15 protein-coding genes are annotated in these 16,235 nt (G+C 40.0%); 3 read left to right on the top strand and 12 right to left on the bottom strand.

Annotation, left to right across the window (positions count from 1 at the left end; all coding sequences use genetic code 11):
- The 7 genes from aas to gpt all read right to left on the bottom strand — a co-directional run bounded on the left by aas (position 1) and on the right by gpt (position 7,769).
- Entirely contained in the window at positions 1–2,148 is a 2,148-nt protein-coding gene (gene aas, locus ACHB7C_RS13215; protein WP_042848693.1) for a bifunctional acyl-ACP--phospholipid O-acyltransferase/long-chain-fatty-acid--ACP ligase, read from the bottom strand.
- 137 nt (positions 2,149–2,285) lie between these two features.
- Entirely contained in the window at positions 2,286–2,783 is a 498-nt protein-coding gene (gene aroL, locus ACHB7C_RS13210) for a shikimate kinase AroL (protein ID WP_042848746.1), read from the bottom strand.
- A gap of 128 nt (positions 2,784–2,911) precedes the next feature.
- The gene (proA, locus tag ACHB7C_RS13205) at positions 2,912–4,165 is read right to left on the bottom strand and encodes a glutamate-5-semialdehyde dehydrogenase (RefSeq protein WP_042848694.1); all 1,254 of its coding nucleotides are present in this window, start codon (positions 4,163–4,165) and stop codon (positions 2,912–2,914) included.
- Positions 4,166–4,167: 2 nt separating this feature from the next.
- A complete protein-coding gene (gene proB / locus ACHB7C_RS13200; RefSeq protein ID WP_042848747.1) occupies positions 4,168–5,271 on the bottom strand; it encodes a glutamate 5-kinase in 1,104 nt (367 codons plus the stop codon).
- 117 nt (positions 5,272–5,388) lie between these two features.
- Positions 5,389–5,790, bottom strand: coding sequence for a sigma factor-binding protein Crl (gene crl / locus ACHB7C_RS13195; RefSeq protein WP_042848695.1), 402 nt, complete (start codon positions 5,788–5,790; stop codon positions 5,389–5,391).
- A gap of 71 nt (positions 5,791–5,861) precedes the next feature.
- Positions 5,862–7,112 (bottom strand): esterase FrsA, encoded by a 1,251-nt coding sequence (frsA, locus tag ACHB7C_RS13190; RefSeq protein WP_071547818.1) that lies wholly within the window; start codon positions 7,110–7,112, stop codon positions 5,862–5,864.
- Between the two features lie 192 nt (positions 7,113–7,304).
- The gene (gene gpt, locus ACHB7C_RS13185; protein WP_042848748.1) at positions 7,305–7,769 is read right to left on the bottom strand and encodes a xanthine phosphoribosyltransferase; all 465 of its coding nucleotides are present in this window, start codon (positions 7,767–7,769) and stop codon (positions 7,305–7,307) included.
- A gap of 439 nt (positions 7,770–8,208) precedes the next feature.
- Between gpt and pepD the strand changes: the two genes are divergently transcribed.
- Positions 8,209–9,669, top strand: a complete 1,461-nt coding sequence (gene pepD / locus ACHB7C_RS13180; RefSeq protein WP_042848697.1) for a beta-Ala-His dipeptidase — start codon at positions 8,209–8,211, stop codon at positions 9,667–9,669.
- 50 nt (positions 9,670–9,719) lie between these two features.
- Here the strand turns inward: pepD and dinB are convergent, their stop codons facing one another.
- Positions 9,720–10,775, bottom strand: a complete 1,056-nt coding sequence (dinB, locus tag ACHB7C_RS13175) for a DNA polymerase IV (RefSeq protein ID WP_264403533.1) — start codon at positions 10,773–10,775, stop codon at positions 9,720–9,722.
- Between the two features lie 290 nt (positions 10,776–11,065).
- Here dinB and ACHB7C_RS13170 point away from each other — a divergent pair, with 290 nt between their 5' ends.
- Both ACHB7C_RS13170 and ACHB7C_RS13165 read left to right on the top strand, forming a co-directional pair.
- A complete protein-coding gene (locus ACHB7C_RS13170) occupies positions 11,066–11,962 on the top strand; it encodes a glycerophosphodiester phosphodiesterase family protein (protein ID WP_272579426.1) in 897 nt (298 codons plus the stop codon).
- Between the two features lie 316 nt (positions 11,963–12,278).
- Positions 12,279–12,653, top strand: coding sequence for a hypothetical protein (locus ACHB7C_RS13165; RefSeq protein ID WP_166687060.1), 375 nt, complete (start codon positions 12,279–12,281; stop codon positions 12,651–12,653).
- Between the two features lie 227 nt (positions 12,654–12,880).
- Here the strand turns inward: ACHB7C_RS13165 and nqrM are convergent, their stop codons facing one another.
- The 4 genes from nqrM to nqrE all read right to left on the bottom strand — a co-directional run bounded on the left by nqrM (position 12,881) and on the right by nqrE (position 16,231).
- Positions 12,881–13,108: a (Na+)-NQR maturation NqrM gene (nqrM, locus tag ACHB7C_RS13160; protein WP_042848701.1), complete on the bottom strand. Its 228-nt coding sequence runs from the start codon at positions 13,106–13,108 to the stop codon at positions 12,881–12,883.
- Between the two features lie 18 nt (positions 13,109–13,126).
- Positions 13,127–14,158 carry an FAD:protein FMN transferase gene (locus tag ACHB7C_RS13155; protein ID WP_166685468.1) on the bottom strand — a complete coding sequence of 344 codons (1,032 nt, stop codon included), beginning with the start codon at positions 14,156–14,158 and terminating at the stop codon, positions 13,127–13,129.
- Positions 14,159–14,392: 234 nt separating this feature from the next.
- Positions 14,393–15,619, bottom strand: a complete 1,227-nt coding sequence (gene nqrF / locus ACHB7C_RS13150) for an NADH:ubiquinone reductase (Na(+)-transporting) subunit F (protein ID WP_042848703.1) — start codon at positions 15,617–15,619, stop codon at positions 14,393–14,395.
- A 15-nt stretch (positions 15,620–15,634) separates the two neighbouring features.
- Positions 15,635–16,231: an NADH:ubiquinone reductase (Na(+)-transporting) subunit E gene (nqrE, locus tag ACHB7C_RS13145; protein WP_042848704.1), complete on the bottom strand. Its 597-nt coding sequence runs from the start codon at positions 16,229–16,231 to the stop codon at positions 15,635–15,637.
- Positions 16,232–16,235 lie beyond the last annotated feature (4 nt).

The raw sequence follows: 16,235 nt of genomic DNA, 5'->3' as shown, positions 1-16,235 counted from the left end.
TTATTCATCCTTTAACGCCATCTGTTTTAGTGTAACAAAGTCCGTTTTACCACTTCCCAAAACTGGCAGTTCTTTTACTAAACGAATGTCACGCGGGACAGCTAATTCAGTTAAGCCTTTGCTTTTCGCTGCCGCAGACAATGCGCTGCGGTCTAATTCTTTATCTGTCGTGAATAAAACAAGCGCCTCACCCTTACTACTATCAGGCTTAGTGACAACGCCATGATTCTCATTTGGTGAAATACCCGCGACCATTTGTTCAATACTTTCAAGAGAAACCATTTCCCCTGCAAGTTTTGCAAAACGCTTAACACGACCTTTAATAGTACAGAAGTTTTGATTGTCTAAAGTAACGATATCACCCGTGTCATACCAGCCATCTTCTAATTCACCTTGCTCATTTTCCGCTTTAGGCGTTTCTAAGACACCAGGGGCTTCAACACGTAAATACCCCTTCATGATATTTGGCCCTTTTAGCTGTAATTTCCCCCCCTGTTCAATACCTGGGATAGGGATAATCCTCGCCTCCATTTCGGGTAAAATTTGACCTACTGAACCTTCTTTAGCGGCCATTGGTACGTTAATTGAAACGATAGGAGCACATTCAGTCACCCCATACCCTTCAAGGATACGAATACCAAATTTATCAAACCAGATTTTTTTAGTTTTATCAGAGAGCTTTTCAGCGCCAGCAACGACATAGCGCAAACGTGCAAAATCATACTGATGCGCAAAACGCGCATAATTACCTAAAAATGTCGAAGTCCCAAAAAGCACTGTACAATTTTTGTCATAGACCAATTCCGGAATGACTCGATAGTGCAAAGGGCTTGGATAAAGAAACACTCGGCTTCCTGAAAATAGAGGAATGAACAAACCAACAGTTAGACCAAATGCATGGAATAATGGTAATGATGACATAAAACGGTCACGAGGAGTGAAGTCAGCAATGGTCTTAATTTGCTCAACATTCGCCATTAAGCTCCCGTGGCTATGAACCACCCCTTTCGGTGTTCCCTCTGACCCTGAAGTGAATAGCACGATCGCTTCATCTGTCGTTTTGCGCGGGATAACGGCTTTACGTGGATTAAATAAATGCTTAACAATCCAAAGTTTATCTTGCCATGTCACTGTATCTTTTAAATCTTCAAGGTAAATCCAGTTAGCTTCAGTAACTTGCTCGGGAATATGCGTTAAATGACCTTTTTCTAAAAATTGGCGAGAGGTAAATACGACAGTGGCTGCAGATGCTTTTAATGCATTACTGATCCCATGGCTTCCCGCAGTATAATTCAGCATCGCAGGGACTCGTCCCCTCATTAGGGCCCCAAAAATAGCTGCAGCCGTAACTGTTGTATTTGGCAATAATAAGCCTACACGCTCATTTTCATGGGTATAACGTTCTATAATACGCCCGACTCCCAGAGCTTTTTTCAATAAGCTTTGGTAGGAGTCTTCTTTAAAAGCGATATCTTCAATACAGGGCGTATATCGACCAAACTTATGAACACTTTGAATAAACTCTTCGACCAATGTGACTTGGGGCAAACAAGCCATACGCGCAGATTTCATAATTTGGTACAAATGCTCTCCAGCTAAGGCTCGGCGCTCAACAGCTCGAGGGGCTTGAGGCATAGGAATGCTTTGTGCAGGCAAAATATGTAATGTGATTTTTGGGAACCATTTTAATGGAATAATGCCTTTTAACCGACCAAAGTGACTGCGCTCCGCACCTTCAATACGAATAGGAACAACTTTTGCCTCCGACTTTGCAGCAACAAATGCAGCCCCTTCATAGATTTTCATTAAAGAACCATGCACAGTAATACGCCCTTCTGGAAAAATGACGATTGGGCGCCCTTTTTCCACCTCTTTAACAAGGTGACGTATCCCTAAAGGGTTAGCAGGGTCAAGAGGAACAATATCCGCATAAGGTTTAAGACGCTTCACCATTTTTGGTGTCGCAAATGATGAATACACAGCAAATACAGGTTTTACAGGTAAAAAAAGTGCAATCAAAACACCATCAAGGAAAGAAACATGATTGGGTGTAATCAAGCATTTATCTTGATTAAATTCTTTTGCATCACCGGTAACTTGGACGCGAAATAAAAATTTAAGTATTGCCTTGATGATGTTTGCCAACATAATGAATCCCTATATTATGATTATGTTTTATATGCAAATAAGTGAAGTATTTCCGTTATCATACCTATCTTACTTAGCTCTGCTCTTTCTACTAAGCGGTATATTCCGAAAACGTACTTTACTGATACCTAATTAGTTTAAGTCAAATCATTAAGTTGCGCGATAATATCATCAATGGATTGTGTGGCATCAATAACATGGTGTGCCGTCGCACGGTAGATAGGTTCTCTTTGCTGCATAACTTCTTCAATTTCTTCAACTAATGATTTGCCTGTTAAGCTTGGCCGCTGGTCAGCTTGTGGCTCTGCGGCTAGGCGTTTAGCTAAAACGTCAGGCTTAGCATTTAAATAAATCACTGTCCCGTTATCACGCATGATCTTCTGGTTTTCCTCAGCAAGAACCAGCCCGCCCCCTGTTGAAACAATCGTTTTATCTTGAAGAATTGATTTTAACGTTTCCGTTTCTAATTGACGAAAATATTCCCATCCGTACTGTTCAACAATTTCTGCTATCGTTTTACCTGCTCTTTCGAGTATCAATTTATCTGTATCAACAAACTGGTAGCCTTTAGATTCGGCCAATTTTTTACCAATTGTCGTTTTACCCGAACCTCTTGGACCGATAATGTAAAACATTAATTTCCACCCCATCATCATGAATACTAAGCAAAACTGGTTATGTATCTGCTTATGAAAGTTGCCTAATGCGGCAAATAATAAAAAATAAAGCCACACAAGTGTGGCCTATTAATCTATTTTAGTCTTTATGGGCGATTTAAAAAATCGCCATAACCAACCCATTTATAGGTTGTTAAGGCATCTAGCCCCATAGGGCCTCGAGAATGTAATTTCTGAGTGCTAACCGCAACCTCTGCCCCTAAACCAAATTGCCCACCATCTGTGAAGCGAGTACTCGCATTCACATAAACAGCCGCCGAATCGACACACTGTACAAAATAATCTGCTTGGCGGATAGACTCGGTCAAAATAGCATCAGAATGCGCAGTACCATATTGGCGAATATGGTTAATAGCGGCGTCAATGTCATCAACAATCTCTACGTTGAGGTCTAAGGATAACCATTCATCAACCAAATTTTCAGGTTTTACATCAACAACTGTTGCTGGGCCTTGTTCCAATAATGGCATTGCTTTTTCACTAGCGTGCAGTGTGACTTGCTGTTCAGCCATTTTCTCACTTAAAAATGGTAAGAAATTACCCGCAATATCTTTATGAACTAGCAAAGTTTCCAGTGAGTTACAAGCACTTGGGCGCTGTACTTTTGCATTGATGATTACGTTAATCGCTTTATTAAAATCAACTGACTCATCGACAAAGGTGTGGCAAACACCTATACCGCCGGTGATCACAGGGATCGTTGATTGCTCACGACATAATTTATGTAACCCCGCACCACCACGAGGGATCAGCATATCAATATAACGATCTAATTTTAATAATTGAGAAACTAATTCACGATCAGGGTTATTGATAGCTTGTACAGATTCTTCTGGCAACCCACTATTTTTGAGTGCTTTTTGGATAACACTCACCACTGCAAGGTTCGTATTATGGGTTTCTTTACCACCACGTAGAATGACTGCGTTACCGGTTTTTAAACATAACGAAGCCACATCGACAGTGACGTTTGGACGCGCTTCGTAAATCACCCCGACAACACCTAGAGGTACGCGTCGGCGCTGTAAGTTTAAACCGCTATCAAGCTGGCTACCATCAATGATTTGCCCAACAGGGTCAGCAAGCTGACAAACCTTTCTGACATCATCAGCAATGCTTTTCAAGCGTTCTGGAGTCAGCAATAGACGGTCTTGTAAGGCTTCTGCCATACCACTGGCTTTTGCTTGTTCCATATCCTGCTGGTTAGCAGATAATATCACTGCGCTTTCTTTTTCTAGTAATTCAGCAATTTGCAATAGTGCCGAGTTTTTTTGTTTGGTGCTTAGCTGAGCTAATTGCCATGACGCTGCTCGTGCAGCCTTACCCATTGTTTCTAACATAATTAACTCACTATCATATCGTCACGATGAACAGCGACTGAGCCGTGTTCATAGCCAAGTATTCTGCCAATTTCTTGTGAATGATGACCTGCTATCATCCTTAGTGCATCACTATTATAGTGACTAACACCGTGTGCAAGGTCTTTCCCCGCCATATTTAGAATGCGGATCACGGCGCCTCGGGAAAAATCACCTTCAATCTTTTTAATTCCTTTTGGTAACAATGAGCTACCTTTTTCTATAATTGCTAATTGTGCACCATCATCAATATACACATCACCCGCAGCTGGCGCCCCGAAAATCCAACGTTTACGATTTTCCATGGGGTTTTTCTGCCCATAAAAACGAGTCCCCACTGGAATATTTTCAATCACAGCGCTAATGACATCAGGTTTATTACCTGCTGCGATAATAACATCTATCCCTGCGCGGCCAGCAACATCAGCCGCTTGTAGCTTAGTTGCCATGCCCCCCGTACCTAAACCGCTGACACTTCCCCCTGCCATTTGACGAAGCTCGTCGTTGACACCATAGACTTCAGGAATTAATTTCGCATTTGGGTTGCTACGGGGGTCTGCATCATATAGACCTTCTATATCAGTCAGTAGCAACAGTTTATCAGCATCACCAAGAATAGCGGCTAATGCGGATAAATTATCGTTATCACCGACTTTTATTTCTGCTGTCGCAACGGCATCGTTCTCATTAATAACGGGAATAATGCCATTATTCAGTAATGCTTGTAAGGTGTCTCGAGCATTTAGAAAACGCTCACGGTCTTCTAAATCTGCACGTGTTAACAGCATTTGCCCTATGTGGATCCCGTAAATGGAGAACAACCTTTCCCACAACTGAATAAGACGACTTTGGCCGACTGCCGCAAGCAACTGTTTAGATGCAATGGTAGCCGGCAATTCGGGGTAATTTAAGTGTTCGCGACCCGCGGCAATTGCCCCTGATGTCACAATGATAATACGGTGCCCTTTTTCATATTGCTGCGCACACTGCCTGACTAACTCAACAATATGAGCTTGATTCAAACGGCGCGAGCCCCCTGTTAGCACACTGGTTCCTAGCTTAACAACCAGCGTCTGGCTATTTTTCATCATTTTTCTGCCATTAGGATTAAGAAAACAAAAAAGTAGATACCATTTTTATCAGGAGAAGCGCGTTATGCCAACAGGCATAACGCAAAATTCAACAAAAGTTGGTTTAAAACAAATTTATGCGCTTAATTCCAGTTTTAATTCTGCCATTAGTGGCGAAGGGAAGAGGCTTAACTCAAGCTCAAGTAATTGCTTAGTAAGTGCTTGATGAAATGATACTAAATTTTTTTCAACGGCTTCAGTGGTAGCCGCATCTTTGAATGCTTTGACTTGCCAACTACCATGGCTATTATAAATACCAAAATGATAAGTGAACTCAAAGCCTTTTTCAGTTGCAACTAATTTTAACCACCACCCCCAAAATTCACGTTTCTCAGGCGCAATACTCGCATTAATACAAACAACAAGGCTATCGAATATATAACAGCCATTGATACATTGTTTTTCGCGTAAATAAGGCCCCATTGCAGCAAATTTCTTTAAATACTTTCCATTTGAATAATCAGTCGGTAAAGCCATGTTAAGGATCTCCTTCTTGGGTAGACCCCTTTTTAACAAATGGGAAAAAATAAGCAAGATATTAAATATAATTAAAGTATTTTTGCTTTCAGCCAATTAGTAGTTTCACTTAGCGCCTTTTCAAAATTAGCAAAAACAGGCTGACTTGGTAGTATTATTGTATCTGCATCCATTGATGAACGCCGAATTAGATCCGATTCTGCTTTCGGACTATAGATATCATCTTTTAAGCTTACCGATAACATCGGAACTTTGCTTCTTTTTCCTAAAAGGCCCTGATTTTTAAGTGAATAACAACTCAATTCATGACGTAAAGCGGCACCATCAACCTGATAAATTCCCAAACGACTCGCGAACACATCCAAAACTACCCGAGGAATATCTTGTTGATATTTCTCTTCGTGCAATAAACTATGCACAATTGGACCTATGACAGCGACTGCTTTAATTTTTTCTGGGCACATATAAGCTAATCTTAAGGCTATATTGGCACCAAAGCGCATCCCGACGATACCGAAGCGGGTATGGTCAATCCATGCAATATCCTCAAGCTGGCGAACAATTTGCTCATGCAGTGTTGTTGTTTCTTGTGTCAATTTATGTTTTATCGAATAACCAATAGAAGGCATATCGAGCGTTAGCATCGCAATACCTAGTGGTTCGAGATAATCGCGAAAATAGCGACAAAAATCGATTTGTAAGCTGTCTAACATGCCGCAAATCATGACGGTAGGATAAGGCCCCTGACCGTGGGATGGAATATGTAAAAAGCCACAAACTTCTTTCCCATCATCCACTTTGAATGCAATTTTCTTTAACCGATATTCTGAAAATTTGGCTGCATTATCATAGGCTTTACACGCTAATAAAATAGCTTGGTCTGCTAGTTCATCCCCTTTAATAAAAGGGTATGCTGCAATACTGTATAAATTTGCGGCTCGCAACCATGCATTACCCGCGTCCGGCCCTTGCTCGAATTCCAAAGCTTTCTGTTGCCAACGCATAGCCTGCTGTGACCATTCGAAGCACCAATTCCCACGCCTATTACCAATGACGGTATCCAACTGGGTTTCATTACTGCGTGGCGCATCGGAAACTGCTATTCGGCTAAGTACCTCTTCAATTTCTAGTGCATCAATACCACGCCAAATCCAAATTAGCCGGTTGATCATACGATACCAGCCAACATGATGAGAACCACTTAGAACGCTATGAGCTTTTATCAGAGGAGTCGTTTCTGACGAGTAGGATACAAGTGTCGACGTTTCAACTTGTCTGACTCTAGGTTTGAAAAGTTTTTCTGAAAGGTTTTGCTGAGTCATCCCTATTTCCTTGTCTACCTGAGCTGAATTGTGCCAAAAAACCAAAAATAAGGGGAATGCAAAAATGCACTCCCCCGAGATTATATCGCGTTTGACTCAAAAATTTTAGGTATTTATGTGTTATGCCTATGAGGAAAAACCCCAAAGGCTGTTAATGACAATCTATTACCAGAAAATAAGTTTAACTTCGATTTATTTGTCTTGTTCACACAATGGCTTTATAAAAGCAACGCCCATATCCCAAGGCTGCTCTATCCATGTGTCTTGCGGGATATCAACCACATAGTCATCAACTAATGGACGACCAGCTGGCTTAGCGAAGATAGTAACAAAGTGTGCTTTTGGATACATATCACGAATAGCTTGCGCTGTACCACCGGTATCGACCAAATCGTCAATGACGATATAGCCTTCGCCATCACCTTCAGCGCGCTTTATAATTTTTAATTCGCGTTGATTATCATGGTCATAGCTAGATATACATACGGTATCAACGTTACGAATGCCCAGTTCACGTGCAAGAAGCGCGCCTGGAACAAGACCACCACGGCTAACCGCGATAATACCGGTCCATTGTTCTACTGGTAATAAACGTTGTGCGAGTTTACGGGCATGTATTTGCAACATATCCCACGTTACGACATATTTTTCGCTCATAAAATTCGGGTCCCGACTGCTGAGTAAATCTGAAATGTGTCTTGCGGAAAAAAGGTTGCGCGAGATTATAGTGATTTGGCGCGTTAAAAACCAGTAAAAAGCATCATTCGCCATTAATTATTATCATTTACACTATCCATTCTTCAAAAGAAAGTGTTATCCTGAGATTATAAAAGATGCAGCCTTTAATTCGAAACTTCAGGCTGTTAGGTCATAATTACAGCAATATTCCTTTTAAAAATTGAAGCTGAAATTAACGTTGGTTGCCAATCAGTTCCTACATGGGTTATTCAGGATATTATTCCTAAATAGTTCAATTTGTAGCTAGGCGGCAAATGAGTAAATCCTTTGAGTATACATAAGTATATGCTTGGAGTTTACGAGTGAAGCCAACAATGCTACAGATTGAAATATAAAGGGAAAATAAAAGGAGAGAAACGTGTCTGAGCTAGCTACATTATCCCCCCAACCGCTATGGGACATCTTCGCTACCATCTGCTCTATTCCGCACCCTTCATATCATGAAGAAGCTTTAGCTGCGCATATTATCGACTGGTCAAAACAAAAAGGTTTTCATGTAGAACGCGACGAAGTTGGTAATATTTTGATCCGTAAACCTGCAACAACGGGTTACGAAAACCGCAAAGCAGTAGTCTTGCAAGCACACCTAGACATGGTGCCACAAAAAAATAATGACACCGTGCATGACTTTAAAACAGACCCAATCCGCCCATATGTTAATGGTGAATGGGTGACCGCTGAAGGTACAACTTTAGGCGCAGATAACGGTATTGGTTTAGCTTCTGCATTGGCGGTTCTGGCTGATGACAGTGTCGAGCATGGGCCTATGGAAGTTTTACTCACCATGACTGAAGAAGCTGGCATGGAAGGTGCGTTTGGTCTAAAAGCAGGTTGGCTACAGGCGGATATTCTGATTAACACCGACTCTGAAGAAGAAGGTGAGATCTATATGGGTTGTGCTGGAGGGGTTGATTTCACAACAACATTTGATCTACTGCGTGAACCTTTACCACAAGGTTATCAGACGTTTACTTTAACCCTAAAAGGGTTAAAAGGTGGTCACTCCGGTGGTGATGTTCACTTAGGCTTAGGTAATGCGAATAAATTACTCGCACGCTTCCTTGCTGGACATGCAGAAGACTTAAGCCTGAAATTGTTAGAATTTAGAGGCGGCACCGTACGTAATGCTATCCCACGTGAAGCGCATGCAATTATCTCTGTTCCGACAGAAAAAGTTGCTGAACTGACAGCATTAAGAGAACGCTACGAAGGTATTTTAAAGAATGAGTTAGCCGTTATAGAACCTAACCTTGTTCTACTCTTAGATGAAACACAAAGTGACTTGAAAGCACTGTCTGATGATTGCCAAAAACGTTTTACGTTCTTCTTAAATGCTGCACCTAATGGCGTAATTCGCATGAGTGATGTCGCTGTAGGTGTCGTAGAAACATCGCTTAATGAGGGCGTTGTTCGCATGACAGAAGACCAAGCGGAGGTTATCTTCCTTGTTCGCTCACTGATTGATAGTGGCAAAAACTATGTTGTTAACATGCTCACTTCTATTAGTAAATTAGCACAAGCACAGTACCGCGCTGAGGGGAGCTACCCAGGTTGGCAACCAGATGCCGATTCAGCCGTAATGCACTTAGTGAGTGAAACTTATAACAAGCTATTTGGTAAAATCCCAAATGTGATGGTGATCCACGCAGGCCTTGAGTGTGGCTTATTCAAAAAGCCTTACCCAGATATGGATATGGTTTCAATTGGGCCAACCATTCGTGGTGCTCACTCTCCTGATGAAAGAGTGCATATTGCAAGTGTTGGTGAATATTGGAAACTGTTGACCGCTGTTTTAAAAGCAATCCCGGTTAAAGGTTAAAACCTGATCATAACTGAAACATCTGCCATTCATTATGGTAGATGTTTTATTTATAGTTCTAATAACAATTGCCTTTCCAATTGAGGGCTTTGTAACATAACATGCAACCCAACTAATCGTACCCCTCGCTGTTCACGTCGATTAACCCAAACTTGTTTTGCCAACTGGACTAAATCTTGCTTATTAAGCATTGGGTAAACATGCTCTTGTGTTGTTTGTTGAAAATCATCAAATTTAAACTTTACGCCTTGGCGCGCAATGCGTAAATCAGGCTTCACTTTAGCTAAACGCGATTGCAGTTCATCATAAAGTTTATCTAATAATAAAAGGCAATCATTCCATTCATGAATATCTTCAGCAAGAGTCCGCTCAACACCAACGGATTTCCTTAGTCTATCTGGGTTTACAGGCCGTTCATCGATACCGTGACAACGCTCCCATAGTACCTGCCCAAACTTCCCCATGCTTTTAATCAGTGTAACAACGTCATAGTTTTGCACATCAGCACAAGTCGTTAGCCCCATATCTGCTAGCTTTTGTGCGGTGACTTTTCCCACTCCCGGAATTTTTCTTAGTGGTAAAGTCAGAATGAATTGATCAATATTTTGCGGGGTGATCACAAATTGCCCATTTGGTTTATTCATATCAGAGGCGATTTTAGCAAGGAACTTGATAGGAGCTATCCCCGCTGAGGCTGTCAATTGTAATTCATCAAAAATTTGCTGACGAATAGCCTCTGCGATTAACGTAGCTGAACCATGTAATTGTGAGCAGTCAGTCACATCAAGATAAGCTTCATCGAGGGAAAGCGGCTCGATTAAATCTGTATATCGCGCAAAAATCTTACGTATATGAATGGACGTTTCTTTATATAACGCCATTCTCCCTGAAACGACTTTAAGTTGAGGGCAAAGCCTTAGAGCAATAGCGGTAGACATGGCACTATGTACGCCATAACGACGAGCTTCATAGTTTGCGGTGCTGATCACACCACGGCGATCGGCACTTCCTCCTACCGCAATAGGAATACTACGCAAGCTTGGGTCATCACGCATTTCGATGGCTGCATAAAAGCAATCCATATCAATATGTATAATTTTACGCACAAGTTAGCCCACACAATCAATCAACTGATTAAATATACAGTATTATTATTAGCCGTGCAATCTGGGCCTATTCGCTGACATCAATTCTAAAATAGCAGATAACCTAATGATAATAAAAATAATTAATATTATTGAAATAATAGTCTGCCACACTATATAACAGCATTTGTTATTTAAAGTTTGTCTTAAAAACAATCGTAAATACTTACTTTACCGTGAAAATGTAATAAAACAGATGCGTCCTTTTCACTCATTATACTTTATAAAAAATTCTTTTATGGATGATACCTATGGCAATTCTATCAACATCAAAATATGTTAAAACTATGGCGTCAGTTATTCTACTTCTTGCAAGTCAAACTGCTTTAGCATTATCACCACAAATTGTTGCACACAGAGCCGGTACTGCTGATGCACCGGAAAATACAATTTATGCAATTGATTTAGCAAAAGAAAATAAAGCCGATGCTATTTGGCTAACAGTACAATTAAGTAAAGATAATCAATTAGTTTTATATCGCCCAAGTGATTTAGACTCGTTAACAGAAAAAAAAGGGCCAGTATCTGCTTATACCGCAGAGCAATTAAGTCATATCAATGCTGCCTATAAGTTTAGTAAAAAACATAACCAACAATTCCCTTTGCAAAAAACAACAATTAATACATTAGAAACTGTTCTACAGAAATACCCTAATACCACTTTCTATATTGACTTAAAATCCCCTGATGCCGACCCTGCTCAGCAAGCACAAGCTATCCTTACATTATTAAATAAGACTAAGGCATTTAAACAAGTCCGTTTTTATTCAACTAATGATGCCTTTCTAACGGCATTAAAGTCTCTTTCACCTCAATTCCAATTATTTGAAAGCCGTGATGAAACAAGAACAATGCTAGCGAATAGTGTTATGAGTCGCCAATGCCCTATAGAAAATGATAAAGATAATACTCGCTGGTATGGTTTCGAGCTTCATCGTAAAGTTGAAGTTGTTGAAAAGTATACTTTAGGTGAAGCTCGTTCACCTGCAACCTTATCATGGGATAAAAACGCTATCGATTGTTTTAGAAAAAATGGTAAAGCGTATATTATTGTATTTGGTGTCAATAACGAAAAAGACTATCAACTCGCAAAAGAAATTGGTGTTGATGCCGTAATGGTTGATTCCCCAAAAAACTTCAAAAAATAATCTAATAATTAAGCTATTTTATTTTGAATTATGTTTAATCAAATAAATTAGCTTAATTTCCTCACCTAAACTACCTCCTATTTTATTTTTATAACACTTTAATGTTAATCATTATTTACATCTAATTTAAATAAAACCAATATTAAAAAGTGCAATATTTTCTTGACTTCTATTTTTAGAAAAAATTAAAAATACCAGTTTATAATAATACTATTTTTTATTTAAACTACTAATTTAATTTCAATAATTACCTTTAAAAACTAACTAAGCCTATTCTTACAAAATGACCTTTCATTATAAATATCAAGAGGATAAAATGTCAAAATCAAAAGGAACAATCTCTATTGAAAATAAATGGGATGAAGACTTTAAAAAAGTCGAAATTATTTATCAAAGCAGTGAAGATGATGTAGATAAGGCTTTCATTACCTATAATATAAGGGCTCAACAAACGCATAATGATGTATTTGATATCGAATACTCATCCACGGGGAAAAGTTCATGGATAGGGACAGTTACCACTTCTAGCGGCCAAAAATGGAGTAGTGGAAGTCCCCTAAAATGTAATGCAAACAAAGCCGAGAACTGCAAAATTATCATTAAATTTGATGAATACCGTAAAGAAATGGGTGTCATATATACCCCACAAAATTCATGCCATAAGAAAATGAGTCAACTAAAATCTATATAATAAAATAGAAGAATAATGCTATTTAAATATTATACGAATAGTATATTCGGCTATTATTGCTGTCATTGACACTAGAAATAAAACCGCATTGAAATACCTTAACTCCCTTCCGTTATAGCTAGTTATACGACAAAAATGCGGATACCGTTTTAACTGGCTAATGCTATAAAAAAACCTTAGCCATATACTTTATATGGCTAAGGTTTAGAAAACAGATAGATTAAATACTAAAGTATGCGGTTTTTTTCCAGCATCTTTTGGCGAGCTTCTTCACGTGCCATGCGTTTTTTGCGGGCGTCACAAGGCTCAGGGCAATCGCATACTTTATCAACCCCGATACTACTTAAGCCGCCACAACTACCTTGAATACTTTTACGCTTGAAAATATACCCAAGAGACATTCCTAAAAACGCCAGCAAGAACAGTGCAAAGGCGGCAATAAAAATATTTAGCATTCCTTTATCCTCCCCGAATTACTGCTTCTTGGTTAAAAATGGTTCGAATGCTTTAGTATAACGCTCTTCAAAACCTTTATCTGTCTTAACAATCATAAAAACAGGAATATTCATTTTCTCAGCTAAGGCAAAGCCAGCTTCAGGCCCTAGCACATTTAGCCCTGTTGATAGCCCATCGGCACTCATACAGTTATCTGCAATAACCGTAATAGAAACTAGATTATGGGTAATTGGTCGCCCTGATTTTGGGTCAATAGTATGAGAAAAACGAACTCCATCCTGTTCAAAATAGTTACGGTAATCCCCAGAGGTTGCAATTGAGCTATCTCCAGGCTCGATAACTTCTTGCGCTGTTTGGCTTGCACCATCTGCCGCAGGTTTTTCAATGGCAATACGCCAAGGCGCCTCTTTACCATTGGTACCTTTAGTACGCACTTCACCACCAATATCAACCATGTAGTTGTTGATACCCACTGACTCTAAGTATTCAGCAACAACGTCTACACCATAGCCTTTCGCAATTGATGAAAGATCTACATATAGTTCAGGAATGGTTTTGACTAGGTTATTGTCTTGAACGGATAATTTGTCAATCCCTACCCATGCTCTGCGCTTGGCCAATTCTTCATCTGAAGGGGCTTTAGTGACTCTCCCTTCTGGGCCAAACCCCCATAAATTAACTAAAGGCCCAACAGTTACATCTAAAGAGCCATCTGTGATTTTATTAATCTCAATAGCTTTTTTAACAACTGTTGCAGTTGCTGCGGAGACAGGGAATGGTGTATTTATGTCTTTAGACTGGTTAAAACGACTTAACTCAGAGTCAGGTCGGTAAGTTGACATCTGGTCATTAACTTCTTCTAAGCGCTTATCTATCTCAGCTTGAATCGCTTCAGGTTTTGCCCCTGAAGAATCCGTAACATATTTAACCGAGTAATAAGTGCCCATTGTTTGTCCCTGAAGATTTTGTTGCTCTGGCCCACCACAAGCAGCAAGAAACAGGGTCGCGACAAACAGAAGTATTGGGGTATAAATTCTTTTACTTAGCATCGTTTTCTCCGCGTCAATCATGAGCGAGTCTGTAGAAGTCGCTCAGACTATTAACACACTTTACATCGTCACCCATGCAGAGAATGTTTCAGTCAAAATAATTATTAACTTACTAATTACCAATTAGATAATTAGTAATTAGCCATCATTGTTAAATTACAAAGAGGGAAGTAGCTTCCCTCTTTAAAGTGTTATCACTGTACTAACCTTGTTAAGTACAATAAACCTAATAACTTAACCACCAAAGTCATCTAGTAAGATGTTTTCATCTTCAACACCAAGGTCTTTAAGCATCTTAATTACAGCAGCATTCATCATTGGAGGCCCACACATATAGAACTCACAATCTTCTGGTGCTGGGTGATCTTTTAAGTAATTGTCATACAGAACATTATGGATAAAGCCGGTATAACCATCCCAGTTATCCTCTGGTAAAGGATCTGAAAGTGCAATATTCCATGTAAAGTTTTCGTGTTCCGCGGCAAGTTGGTCAAAATCTTCTGTATAGAACATTTCGCGAACTGAACGAGCCCCATACCAGAAACTAATTTTACGCTTAGAATTTAAACGGCGCAATTGGTCAAATATGTGGGAACGCATTGGCGCCATACCCGCACCACCACCGATAAACACCATTTCAGCTTCAGTTTCTTTTGCAAAGAACTCACCAAATGGACCGGAAATTGTCACTTTATCCCCTGGTTTTAATGACCAAATATAAGAGGACATAATTCCTGGTGGAACATCTGGGTTACGTGGCGGAGGCGTTGCTATCCGCACGTTTAACATAATAATGCCGTATTCTTCAGGGTAGTTGGCCATTGAATAGGCACGTACAGTAGGCTCTTTAACCTCTGAAACATAACGGAATAGGTTAAATTTATCCCAGTCTTCACGATACTCTTCAGGTACATCGAAATCTTCATATTTAACAATATGTTCAGGGCATTCAATTTGAATAAAACCACCGGCACGGAAAGGAACAACCTCCCCTTCTGGTATCTTCAATCTCAGCTCTTTAATGAAAGTGGCTTTATTGTCATTAGAAATAACTTCGCACTCCCACTTTTTCACACCAAAGATTTCTTCTGGAAGCTCAATTTTTAAATCTTGCTTAACGTTAACCTGACAAGCTAAACGACAACCTTCTTTTGCTTCTCGCTTATTAATGTGGGAAAGTTCTGTCGGCAGAATATCACCACCACCCTCTTTGATTGTCACACGGCACTGGCCGCATGAACCACCACCACCACAAGCAGATGAAACAAAAATACCTTGGTTAGATAGCATACCTAACAGCTTATCGCCAGCTGGAGCCTCAAAGCTTTTGTCAGGGTCGCCATTTACTTCAACTTTGATGTTCCCTGTATTGACTAACTTGGATTTTGCAAACAGGATTAAGCCTGTAAGCACCAAGACAATCAGGGTAAACATCACTACACCTAAAATAATAATTTCCATGAATTCTTCTCGCCTTTATAGCTGCACACCGGAGAAGGACATAAAGCCCAATGCCATCAAGCCGGTTGTCACAAAGGTGATACCTAACCCTTTTAGACCCGCTGGAATATCTGAGTACTTCATTTTCTCACGGATAGCTGCCAACAAGACAATGGCAAGCATCCAACCGATCCCCGAGCCAAACCCATACACTATCGATTCGCTAAAGTTATAATCGCGTTGAGCCATGAAAGAAACACCACCGAAAATTGCACAGTTAACAGTAATCAATGGCAAGAAGATACCAAGTGCGTTATACAGTGATGGGAAGTAACGATCCAAAATCATCTCAAGGATCTGAACCAATGCAGCAATAACACCGATAAAGGTGATGAAGTTCAAAAAGGATAAATCAATACCCTCTGCTATTGCCCCATCACGCAACACTAAGTTATACACCAAGTTATTAGCTGGAACAGAGATACCAAGAACGACAGTTACTGCGATCCCCAGTCCAAAGGCTGTTTTAACATTCTTTGAAACAGCGAGAAAAGTACACATACCTAAAAAGAATGCTAACGCCATATTTTCAATAAAAATGGATTTAACAAATAGGCTAATATAGTGTTCCATGTGA

It is taken from the genome of Providencia sp. 2024EL-00732 (assembly GCF_044006275.1).
GTDB classification, from domain to species: Bacteria; Pseudomonadota; Gammaproteobacteria; order Enterobacterales; family Enterobacteriaceae; genus Providencia; species Providencia huashanensis.
This window is presented reverse-complemented; position numbering and strand designations above follow the sequence as displayed.

Excerpts from the sequence above, each read along its gene's own strand:
- aas (WP_042848693.1), bottom strand. The coding sequence starts at position 2,148 with ATGTTGGCAAACATCATCAAGGCAATACTTAAATTTTTATTTCGCGTC.
- aroL (WP_042848746.1), bottom strand. The coding sequence starts at position 2,783 with ATGTTTTACATTATCGGTCCAAGAGGTTCGGGTAAAACGACAATTGGT.
- proA (WP_042848694.1), bottom strand. The coding sequence starts at position 4,165 with ATGTTAGAAACAATGGGTAAGGCTGCACGAGCAGCGTCATGGCAATTA.
- proB (WP_042848747.1), bottom strand. The coding sequence starts at position 5,271 with ATGAAAAATAGCCAGACGCTGGTTGTTAAGCTAGGAACCAGTGTGCTA.
- crl (WP_042848695.1), bottom strand. The coding sequence starts at position 5,790 with ATGGCTTTACCGACTGATTATTCAAATGGAAAGTATTTAAAGAAATTT.
- frsA (WP_071547818.1), bottom strand. The coding sequence starts at position 7,112 with ATGACTCAGCAAAACCTTTCAGAAAAACTTTTCAAACCTAGAGTCAGA.
- gpt (WP_042848748.1), bottom strand. The coding sequence starts at position 7,769 with ATGAGCGAAAAATATGTCGTAACGTGGGATATGTTGCAAATACATGCC.
- ACHB7C_RS13170 (WP_272579426.1), top strand. The coding sequence starts at position 11,066 with ATGGCAATTCTATCAACATCAAAATATGTTAAAACTATGGCGTCAGTT.
- ACHB7C_RS13165 (WP_166687060.1), top strand. The coding sequence starts at position 12,279 with ATGTCAAAATCAAAAGGAACAATCTCTATTGAAAATAAATGGGATGAA.
- nqrM (WP_042848701.1), bottom strand. The coding sequence starts at position 13,108 with ATGCTAAATATTTTTATTGCCGCCTTTGCACTGTTCTTGCTGGCGTTT.
- ACHB7C_RS13155 (WP_166685468.1), bottom strand. The coding sequence starts at position 14,158 with ATGCTAAGTAAAAGAATTTATACCCCAATACTTCTGTTTGTCGCGACC.
- nqrF (WP_042848703.1), bottom strand. The coding sequence starts at position 15,619 with ATGGAAATTATTATTTTAGGTGTAGTGATGTTTACCCTGATTGTCTTG.
- nqrE (WP_042848704.1), bottom strand. The coding sequence starts at position 16,231 with ATGGAACACTATATTAGCCTATTTGTTAAATCCATTTTTATTGAAAAT.